The sequence below is a fragment of the Mucilaginibacter sp. cycad4 genome, assembly GCF_034263275.1.
Lineage (GTDB): Bacteria > Bacteroidota > Bacteroidia > Sphingobacteriales > Sphingobacteriaceae > Mucilaginibacter.
The window spans coordinates 864768-875552 of the sequence record NZ_CP139559.1; the positions used below are offsets into that span (position 1 = coordinate 864768).

At 44.4% G+C, this 10785-nt stretch carries 7 protein-coding genes; all 7 read left to right on the forward strand.

The window, feature by feature from the left end; translation table 11 throughout:
• Positions 1-18: 18 nt before the first annotated feature.
• The 7 genes from SNE26_RS03620 (at position 19) to SNE26_RS03650 (ending at position 10699) form a co-directional block, all read left to right on the forward strand.
• Entirely contained in the window at positions 19-2922 is a 2904-nt protein-coding gene (locus tag SNE26_RS03620) for a SusC/RagA family TonB-linked outer membrane protein (RefSeq protein ID WP_321558009.1), read from the forward strand.
• A 29-nt stretch (positions 2923-2951) separates the two neighbouring features.
• Complete coding sequence (locus SNE26_RS03625; RefSeq protein ID WP_321558010.1) at positions 2952-3470, forward strand: hypothetical protein; 519 nt, start codon at positions 2952-2954, stop codon at positions 3468-3470.
• A gap of 11 nt (positions 3471-3481) precedes the next feature.
• Positions 3482-4972 (forward strand): SusD/RagB family nutrient-binding outer membrane lipoprotein, encoded by a 1491-nt coding sequence (locus tag SNE26_RS03630; protein WP_321558011.1) that lies wholly within the window; start codon positions 3482-3484, stop codon positions 4970-4972.
• 31 nt (positions 4973-5003) lie between these two features.
• Positions 5004-6503, forward strand: coding sequence for a DUF5689 domain-containing protein (locus SNE26_RS03635; protein WP_321558012.1), 1500 nt, complete (start codon positions 5004-5006; stop codon positions 6501-6503).
• 96 nt (positions 6504-6599) lie between these two features.
• Complete coding sequence (locus tag SNE26_RS03640) at positions 6600-8015, forward strand: calcineurin-like phosphoesterase family protein (protein ID WP_321558013.1); 1416 nt, start codon at positions 6600-6602, stop codon at positions 8013-8015.
• Positions 8016-8076: 61 nt separating this feature from the next.
• Positions 8077-8910: a glycerophosphodiester phosphodiesterase family protein gene (locus tag SNE26_RS03645; RefSeq protein ID WP_321558014.1), complete on the forward strand. Its 834-nt coding sequence runs from the start codon at positions 8077-8079 to the stop codon at positions 8908-8910.
• Positions 8911-9298: 388 nt separating this feature from the next.
• Positions 9299-10699, forward strand: a complete 1401-nt coding sequence (locus SNE26_RS03650; protein WP_321558015.1) for an alpha-L-fucosidase — start codon at positions 9299-9301, stop codon at positions 10697-10699.
• Positions 10700-10785: the final 86 nt, after the last annotated feature.

Consider the following 10785-nt stretch of genomic DNA (forward strand, 5'->3'; position numbering starts at 1 on the left):
ATAAATTAAAGTAAATATATGAAAAAGTTATGGTTATTAACCATGCTGTTCTTTTTACAATTGCCTTTTGGCGGCATAAACGCTAAGGCTCAAACAGTAATAAACAAAAGGATCACTTTTGGTGCCGATGGTACCATGCTAAAGGATGCCTTTCAGCAAATTGAAAAATTAAGCGATATCTCTATAAGCTATAATAATAGCCTGCTTGATGATAAACGCAAAGTAAACATAGCAAAAGCCGATCGCTCTTTAGGCGAAACACTTGATCTGCTTTTAAAAGGAACTACCTGCACCTACAGAGCTGCAGGCGAACGTAATATCCTCATCATTGCAAAAACACAGGATAGGGGTAGCATTAAAGGGAAAGTGGTTGATGAACAAGGTCAGCCGCTTCCCGGTGCTACTATTAAAATACCCGGAGCTGGCGCCACCACTATTAGTGGAGCTGATGGTTCATACACTTTAAATATTGTACCTGGTACTTATACGGTTGAGGTGAGCTTTATTGCATACGAAGCCAAAAGGATCCAAAACGTAAGTGTTAGCTCAAACGCAAATACCGTTTTAAATATCACACTTAACCCTGCTGATAATAAACTTAACGAGGTGGTAGTAACAGCCCTCGGTATAAAAAGGGAAGATAAAAGTTTGGGTTATTCGGCACCTGTAATTAAAGGTGATCAGCTGACCGGCGCTCTTTCGGGTAACTGGACAGATGCATTATCTGGCAAGGTAGCTGGTTTAAATTTGATCCGCTCAAACAGCGGTCCGGCGGGATCAAACAAAATTATCCTTCGTGGTGAAAATAACCTTACAGGCGATAACGAAGTATTAATAGTAGTTGATGGTGTAGTGATCAATAATGGCAGCGGCAGGCGTACAAGCAACTCCGGCGAATCTGCCTACGGTACCAGCAGCGACAATATGCCGGCCGATTATGGCAGCAACCTGAATGATATCAACCCCGGGGATATTGAAACGGTAACCGTGTTGAAGGGACCGGGTGCTGCTGCTCTTTACGGCCAACGTGGTGCCAATGGTGCTATTATCATTACTACTAAATCAGGAAAAAAACATAGCGGTTTGGGGATCACTTTTAACTCAAATGCCAGCCTTGAAAGTGTAAACCGCTGGCCCGATCTGCAATATGAATACGGACAAGGTACAGCCGGTTCGCGTTATTACTCTTTTGGCGCAGGGCCTGATGGGGCAAGCACCAGCTCAACAAGTTCGGCTTACGGCCCTAAATTTGATGGTCAGCTTTTTTACCAGCTTGATCCGGTTACCCAGAAGCAAAGTACAACACGCACACCGTGGGTGCCATACAAAAATCAGATCCGTGATTTTTTTGATGTAGGGCAAACTTTTACCAATTCGGTAAGCGTTGACGGCGGCAGTGATAAAACAACGGCCCGTTTCTCGGCAACCAATGTTACCAATCATTGGATAACGCCAAATACCGGCTATACCCGTAACAGCATTGCCCTGTCGGTTAACTCCAAAATCAACGATAAGTTAACTATCAATGCTAAAGTAAATTATAACAACAGAAATAGCGATAACTTACCTGGCGCAGGTTACGGTAACCAGTCGCTGATGTATTGGTTTATTTTTTGGCAGCCAAATGCCGATTTGAATTGGTTGAAAAACTACTGGAAAAACGGGCAGGATGGTAAAGCTATATTTTATCCTTTCAGCTCATTTCCTGAAAACCCTTATGCGGTATCAAATGAGTTTATCAACAAATCAAACCGTAATTCGGTTACCGGAAACGTTGAAGCGCTTTACAGCATTACTAAAGAGTTGAGTTTACAGGTCCGCGCTACCTTAGATATGGGTTACGAACAACGTGCACAGCAACGGCCGTTTGATGCTGGTACCAAATACCCTAAAGGTTCATACCGTACCCAAAATATTTATTCGGAAGAGCAAGGCGGCGACTTCCTGTTGAAATACAACAAGAAAATAACGCACGACATCAACATTACCGCTACTGCCGGCGGCAGTATGCTGCGCAATAACTATAACCGCGATGAGGTACGTGCCGACTCACTGGTATACCCCGGCGTATATTCAATGGCTAATAATGCCGGCCCGCTGGTTACACTGCCATATAAATCAAGGTATGCCATCAACAGCATTTACGGTTTGGTGTCAACATCGTTCAAAGATTACCTTTATCTTGATTTAACTGCCCGTAAAGACTGGATCAGCACCCTTGCTACCGATATCCGTACCGACCAGGTAGGTTTCAATTATCCATCGGCAAGCGTGAGCTTTTTGCCATCAGAGGCATTTAAGATGCCTAAGTTTATTGATTATGCAAAGCTGAGGGCATCGCTTGCAGCGGTAGGGAGCGGCTCGACAACGCCATATCAAACAACATTTAATTATGTATCGGCCGGCAGCACTTATGCCGGTGGTTTACAAAACCCCCGTACACTGTCAAACCCCGACCTGAAGCCTTTACGTACTACAACGCTGGAGATTGGCGCAGAAACGAGGATGTTTAGTAACCGTTTAGGTTTTGATATCGCTTTATACAGCGGCAACACTAAAAATCAGATCCTTAGCCGCACTGTCGATCAGTCGTCGGGTTACAGCCAGGCAGTTATTAACGTTGGTAAGGTAAGCAATAAAGGTATCGAGATTTCATTGAACGGTACTCCTATACGCAAAGCCAATGTGTTTAGCTGGAATGTTACTGCAACATTCAGCGCAAATAAAAATACCATTGAACAGCTTGCCGATAGCGCGGTTGTATTACGCAACGGCCCAACCGGCGGAGGCCAGATTGTGGCACGGGTAGGAGGCAGCATGGGCGATATGTATGGCCGTGGCTATTTACGCTCGCCTGACGGGCAGATAGTTTATGACGCGTCTACCGGTTTTGCCAGGCTATCAAATGACTGGTTTATTTAGGCAATACCATCCCAAAATGGAAAGCAAGCATGGGACACGATTTCAGGTATAAGCAATTTAACCTGCACCTGTTGTTTGATGCCCAGGTTGGCGGTGTATCTTACTCGCTATCAAATTATAAACTGGCCGAGCAGGGTAAAACAACGCTTACTTTGCCAGGCAGGTATAACGGCATCATAGGCAAGGGCGTTATTCAAAACCCTGACGGAAGCTACAGACCGAATGACGTTATTGCTACAGATGTTGACGGTTATTACCGCTCTCATTATGGTATTGACAACGCCGAAGGCAATACGTCTTCAACCAACTTCCTGAAATTCCGTGAGGCGAGGTTTGATTACTCACTGAGCCCTCGTTTGGTTAAGCGCCTTGGTTTGCAACGGGCTACAGTTGGTGTATACGGCCGTGATTTGTACATATGGTCCAAGTGGCCAATCTTCGACCCTGAATTCGGTACCCTTTCGGGCAGCGACATTGTACAGGGATTTGAGATTGCTCAGTTTCCATCAACCCGCACATTTGGTTTTAACATAGTTATTGGCATTTAATAATTAACAATATGAAAAGGAACGGATATATACTTATATCAATGATGATGTTGTTCGTTAGCATAATGTCATCATGTAAAAAGGATTTTATTGAACTTAATACTGATCCCAACGGCACGCCAAATGCCCTGCCGCAGCAATTGCTGGCACCGGCGCTGGTAAATACTTTGGGTACTAATATGCTTCGCGCCCGTAATTTCAACAACGAGCTGATGCAGGTTACTGTTGATCCTGGTGATTCGGAGGGTAAGGTGTTCAGGTATGATATCAAACGCACCTGGGCCGATGCTACCTGGAATGCATGGTATACCCAGTTAACCAACTTTAAAGATATTTATACCGTAGCCAGCAAGGAGGTTACCTATAATAAAACGTATATGGGTATTTCGCTGATATGTCAGTCATGGTTATATTCCCTGCTTACCGATACTTATGGCGATGTGCCTTACTTTGATTCAAATAAAGGCAAGGATGGAAACTTTACGCCTAAGTTTGATAAGCAAAAGGACATTTACCTGGATATTTTCAAAAACCTGGAAGCTGCAGATACCCTGCTTAACGCATCGGCAAATGTTGTTGCCGGCAGCGATCCTGTATTTAACGGTAATGCTTCAAAATGGCGTAAGTTTGGTAACTCGCTTTATTTAAGGTTGCTGTTAAGGGTATCGGGCAAGGCTGATGTTTCTGCACAGGTGATAGCCAAAATTAAGGAGATGATTGATACCAACCCCGCAGCTTATCCTATCATGGCAAGTAATGACGAGTCGGCGGTTTTAAGGTGGACGGGTTCCGGTGCTTTAACATCTCCGTTTATAGGCGGCGTACGCGAGCAGGACTGGCGACAACCCGGTCTTTGCGAATTTTTTGTGAATAATCTTGCTAAATGGGCAGATCCGAGGTTGGTTAAAAACCGCTGGTCAATTTCCAGTTACCAGGGCGGTATCCAGGGGATCCCGAGCGGTTATGCGCCGGGCGAGAATGTCGGCATCAAATCATATTTCTTGTCTACCACATCAACATATACATTAATGAACGATCCGTTGATGGGTAATATCATGAATTATTCCGAATTGCAGTTTATCCTGGCCGAGGCTGCTGCAAAGGGCTGGATATCCGGTGATGCGGCTACTTATTACAAAAATGGTGTACAGGCGGGCATCACTTTCTGGATCCCGACTTATACCGATCCGATTGACGGCTACTTAGCCGCTGCTGATATTGTGTGGGACAATGCCGCTCCGCTTGACGAAAAAATGGAGATGATCCACGTTCAAAAATACTATTCGATGTTTTACACCGATTTTGAACAATGGTTTGAGTATCGCCGCACCGGTCACCCCGTATTGCCAAAAGGTAATGGTTTAAGGAACAACGGTATCATGCCGGCCAGGCTGCAATACCCGGTTTATGTACAATCGGCCAATCCGGATAGTTACAAAGCCGCAGTGGCCGCACAGGGTGCCGATGAGATCAGTACACAGGTATGGTGGCAAAAACAATAATCAACCGGTTTTAAACTAAGAGATCCATAAAATGAAAAAAATATATTTATTACTGGTGCTTGTAACATCCATCAGTATAAATTCATGCAAAAAGAACAACTATGCCGAAGGCACGTTAAGCCCGATCATTGCCGTTGTTGACCTGAAGGGAATTTACAAAGGCTCGGATGTTGTGCTAAGCAGCAGCAATATGGGCGGAGCAAAGGAAATTGTAGGTGTGGTGATCTCAAACGCAGCGGCAGGCAATTGCCCGGCCGGCGTACTGGTGGTGCAAAATAACCGCCGTAATGCTGTAAGGGGTATTTCTCTTGAAATAGGCAGTGCAGCTGCAAACTATGTTCCAGGCGATTCGGTAATAGTGCAGGTTAACGGCGCTACACTTACTAAGGTGAACGGCAGTATGCGTGTTAAAGGCCTCACAGAAGCATCGATAAATAAAGTTGCCGATAACAGGCCAATCAAAGTACAATCTGTTCCGTCGGCTACATTATTAGCTTCGCCGGATGTTTATGAAGGCACGCTGATTACTATAGCCAAAGCGGTGACTGATCCCGAGCCGCAGCAGGGCGAAACCTTTGCGGGTGATAAAACACTTAATGATGGATTTGGCAAAATAATGATGCATACGGAGGCAAACGCTGTTTTCGCAACTACCGAATTGCCGTTCAGCGCTAATTTTACGGGCATCCCGTTTGCGGTAACATCAGGCACCGATACCAAAATGCAGCTTTGGCCGCGTACCATCGATGATGTGTTTACGCTTGCGGCAACCAAACCGTCGCCAATTATCATAACCGGTTACCTGACCAATCCTTCGGGCGGCGATGGTGATTATGAATATATCCAGTTTAAAGCAACTAAGGATATCGACTTTTCGGTAACTAATTATGCCGTAGTAACCTGTAATAATGCGGGTACTAACCCGGCACCGGCAAACGGCTGGGCACAGGGGCTGGCAAAAACCTATAAATTTAACCTTACATCAGGCTCGGTAAAAAAAGGTGAATTCTTTTATGTTGGTGGTTATAAAAATATCTGGGGCAAAGGCTCAACCGACATCAGTTCGTCAAACTGGATCAACAGCACCATGTATGCCGAAATCCCGGGTGCCGACTTTGGCAACGTAACATCCAACCTGCTGGCTAATAGCGGTAACGTTGCGGGGGTAGCCGTATTTGCCGGCACAACCGTTACGGCTTCAAGTGTTCCGCTTGATGTGATTATGTACGGCGGCAGCGGAACAGTTTATTCTCCTGGCCCGCCTGAAATTGGTTACCGCATTACCAATACTGATTACTACAGTACTATTAACCCGGTAACCCGTACGGAGCAAGGTTTTTATGGCGGCGGTACCAACACCTCAAAGCTCACTTTGCCAACGGATGGGTTATTCAGCCAGTTGGGCGGTGTTTATGATGCGCTTACCGGCAGATGGGTAAGCGGCCGTACAGTGACCAGCGTTCCGCTTACACTTACATCGCCCATAAGTACCATTGAAACGGCTACGGGCGTTACAACAATTCAAAACTAAAGCCTCAACCCCTCTCCAAAGGAGAGGGGCTTTGCTTCCCATTTGTTAAAGCCCTCTCCAAAGGAGAAGGTTGGGTGAGGCTAAAATATAATCTAAATGAACAGAAGATCATTTTTACAGGGCGTTGGCCTGATAACCGGCGGCGCATTTATTTCGCTCCGCGCCAATGGACTTACTCAATTATTAACTGCCGATACCGTAAAAGGACGTGTTACCTCGGGTAAAAAAGGGATAAAAGATGTTGTAATATCCGACGGTTTTTCGGTAGTGCTAACCGATGACAAGGGCAACTATGAGCTTACACCAAATGAAAAAGCTAAAAGCATATTCATGAGTACCCCATCAGGCTATGAGTTTAAAACCGATTATAATGTTGCCAAACATTACGAAAACATTGGAGGCAGCTCTCAGTTTGATTTCAGGCTTGAGCCTTTAAAGGCCGATGATAATAACCATCACTTTATCATATGGGCGGATCCGCAGGTGAAAAATAAGAAGGATGTTAAGCAGATGATGGATACTTCGGTTCCTGATACCATCGCCACTATAAAATCATTAGGTAAAAATGCACTGGTGCATGGTATTTGTGTGGGCGATATCGTTTGGGATAACCATGAGCTGTTTCCGGCTTATAACGAAGCAGTGGCTCAAATGGGCATTCCTTTTTTTCAGGCGATAGGTAACCACGACATGGATTACCGTATGGGAGGTGATGAAACCTCGGATGTTACTTTCAAACAGGTTTATGGGCCAACTTATTACTCTTTTAACAGGGGCAAGGCTCATTACGTAGTGCTTGATAATGTGCGTTATTTAGGTGTTGAGCGTGAGTATGATGGCTACATTACTGAACATCAATTACACTGGCTGGCGAAAGACCTGCAATATGTAAAGAACGATCAATTACTGATCATTAACCTGCATATCCCTGTGTATAACCAGGTAAAGAACAATCAGGATTTTTATAAAGTGCTGGATGGCTTTACCAATGTACACATTATGTCGGGCCATACCCATTATCATGATAACAACATCACCAACCGTATTTTTGAACATAATCACGGCACCGTTTGCGGCGGCTGGTGGACTGGCCCGATCTGTGTTGACGGTACCCCGCGCGGTTATGGCGTGTATTCGGTAAACGGTACCGAATTGAAATGGTATTATAAATCAACAGGCTTACCTGCCGAAAACCAGATCAGTGTTTACGCCGAAAAACTAACCGACCAGATGCGCCTCATTGCCAATGTATGGAACTATGACCCGCAATGGAAGGTAGTGTATTATTTAGATGACAAACCGATGGGGGCTTTATCAAAAGAGCAGGGATATGACCCCTTATCGGTAAGTTTGTATAAAGGCGATCAGTTACCGGCAGGGCGTCATTTTGTGGAGCCTCATGAAACGGGGCACCTGTTTATAGCGCACTTTGAGCCATCGGTTAAAAAGGTGAGGGTTGAAGCTACAGATCGTTTCGGAAATAAATATTCAAGCGAATTAGATGCAAAATAAATTAAACATTGTTGCCGGAATAAGCCTTATCTTGTTATCAGGCTTTACTGTTGTTAAAAACATGGAATTTAAAAATGCGGATTTTCCTTCGTTCAGTGCTGAAGCGCATCGCGGCGGTAGAGGACTGATGCCCGAAAACACCATTCCTGCTATGAAAAATGCTATTGACCTGGGGGCTGTTACAACACTGGAGATGGATACTCATATCACGGCCGACGGGCAGGTGGTATTATCGCACGATGAATACATCAACCCGCTTTTTTCGCTTACGCCTGATGGCAAAGAAATCAGCAAAGAAGAAGCAAAAAATCTGATCCTCTACAAAATGAACTATGAGGATTTGAAGAAATACGACGTAGGTTTAAAACCATACAGCAAATTTCCGCGCCAGAAAAAGATCAAAATCTATATGCCCCTGTTATCCGAATTGATTGATTCGGTACAGAATTATATTAAGGTAAACCATAAAAAGCCGGTATTCTATAATATCGAAACCAAATGCTCACCTGCCGGGGATGGTATTTATAATCCCGGCCCGGACGAGTTTGTGGAACGGTTAATGGCTGTTCTGATCAAAAAGGAGGTCCTGCCTTATGTAGTGATCCAATCGTTTGATAAACGCACGTTGCAGGTCATCCACAAAAAATATCCGGATGTACGTACTTCTTATCTCATCGAAAACAAAAAAACGTTTGAAGATAATATGGCCGACTTAGGTTTTACTCCATTCATCTACAGCCCGGATTATAAACTGGTTAACGCCGACCTGGTAAAGAAATGCCATGACGCAAAGATCAAAGTATTACCATGGACAGTAAATACAAAAGCTGAGATAGAGCAGTTGAAAAGTTTAGGTGTTGATGGTGTAATTACGGATTATCCGGATTTGTTTTAAGGATATATAATAAAAAAATTCGCCGCCGCTCGGCTCCAGCCGAGTGGCAATTATCTGACGGCCTCTGGCCGTCGTAGATAAAACAAGATATCTTGCACTCGCTCTTGCGCTTATTTATAATGAGTGCTTAACGTGGGCTTGCCTTTGTAACACGATCACGTGATGCAATCGCCAAGCCACTTTAAGCGCCCATTGCAAACAAACGTTAAATCCGGCGGCCAGAGGCCGCAAAGTAGTTGCCACCCGGCTGGAGCCGAGTGGCGGCTTGTTTATTCTCAGTCACGCCAAATAAGCTGAATGTAATGTCAATTTCCGATAATCTAAACATTAAATTTAAACGTGATATTGCAGGTGTTAAAACGTTTTATCAATTTAACCAACCCCAATCATGTTTAAAATACGAGCTATATGCTTCATAGCACTTTGTGCTGCTTCATTCTCACTAAAAGCACAAACAACCGCTCAATCAGCCAAACCACTTGCCCAGCTTCAGCAGGAATTTGTTGACCTGCGCTTCGGTATGTTCATACACTTTAATATCCCGACATATATGGATCAGGACTGGGCCGATCCGGAGGCGTTGCCGGTTATCTTCAATCCCAAAAAATTGGATTGCGACCAATGGGCAAAGGCGGCCAAATCAGCCAACATGACTTACGGTTGTATCACTACTAAGCATCATAGCGGTTTTTGTATCTGGGATACCAAAACAACCGACTATAACGTGATGAACAGTCCGCTAAAAAAGGATGTGGTTAAGGAATATGCCGATGCCTTCAGGGCTAATGGCTTGAAAGTGTTTTTGTATTATTCTATTCTGGATACGCACCACAGGTTAAGGCCAAACATGATCACGCCAAAGCATATCGATATGGTTAAAGCGCAGATCACCGAGCTGATGACTAAATATGGCGAAATCTCGGCACTGATTATTGACGGTTGGGATGCCCCCTGGTCAAGGATCTCGTATGATGACGTACCGTTTGAAGAGATCTATACGTTGGTAAAATCATTACAGCCAAATTGCCTGGTAATGGACCTTAACGGCGCCAAATATCCTGCCGAAGGTATGTATTATACCGATATCAAAACTTATGAAATGGGAGCGGGGCAACGGGTATCAACCAAGGATAACCGTATGCCGGCCATTGCCTGTTTGCCGCTGCAGTCAACCTGGTTTTGGGAAACAAAGCATCCAACGGCTCCTGTTAAAGAACCTGCCAAGTTGGTTAATGACATTCTTAAACCATTAAATAATGTCGACTGTAATTTTATCCTAAACGTGGCGCCTAACCGCGATGGTTTGTTTGATGACAATGCACTCGCAGCACTTAAGGAGATTGGTAAATTATGGAAAAACGAAGGCCCGGTTGCGAAGCTCTCTCAACTCGACGCGCCGATCATTTCATCAAATATTGCTAAAAATCAACCGGCAAGCTCAAGCTGGAGCGATGATTCGGCTATCATGGATTTTGCCAATGACGATGATTTTCACAGCTCATGGGTATCAAACCCAACGGTTAAGAGCCCGTGGTATGAGATAGATTTTAAGAAAGATCAGGCACTGAACACTATTGTTATTGCCGAAGAAAAGCCAAATATTTCACATTACCGTTTGGAGTATTATTTAAATGGAAGCTGGAAGCCATTGTTTGATGGTGAGAATGCTAATAAGATAAAAGTACACCGTTTTGATAGGGTCTGGGCCGGCAAAGTACGGATCTCTGTAGATAAAGCCGATCACCAGGTATCAATAGCCGAATTCCAGGTTTATAACGAAAGAAGATAATTGCATAATAACTAACTACCAACTGACGAAAACCCGCCCGCAAGGCGGGTTTTTTATTTATAGATTTTGGCCTGCATAAACCGTTT

Bases quoted from the DNA above. Each gene is read 5' to 3' on its own strand.
- SNE26_RS03630 (WP_321558011.1), top strand. From the start codon at position 3,482: ATGAAAAGGAACGGATATATACTTATATCAATGATGATGTTGTTCGTT.
- SNE26_RS03645 (WP_321558014.1), top strand. From the start codon at position 8,077: ATGGAATTTAAAAATGCGGATTTTCCTTCGTTCAGTGCTGAAGCGCAT.
- SNE26_RS03640 (WP_321558013.1), top strand. From the start codon at position 6,600: ATGAACAGAAGATCATTTTTACAGGGCGTTGGCCTGATAACCGGCGGC.
- SNE26_RS03635 (WP_321558012.1), top strand. From the start codon at position 5,004: ATGAAAAAAATATATTTATTACTGGTGCTTGTAACATCCATCAGTATA.
- SNE26_RS03620 (WP_321558009.1), top strand. From the start codon at position 19: ATGAAAAAGTTATGGTTATTAACCATGCTGTTCTTTTTACAATTGCCT.
- SNE26_RS03625 (WP_321558010.1), top strand. From the start codon at position 2,952: ATGGGACACGATTTCAGGTATAAGCAATTTAACCTGCACCTGTTGTTT.
- SNE26_RS03650 (WP_321558015.1), top strand. From the start codon at position 9,299: ATGTTTAAAATACGAGCTATATGCTTCATAGCACTTTGTGCTGCTTCA.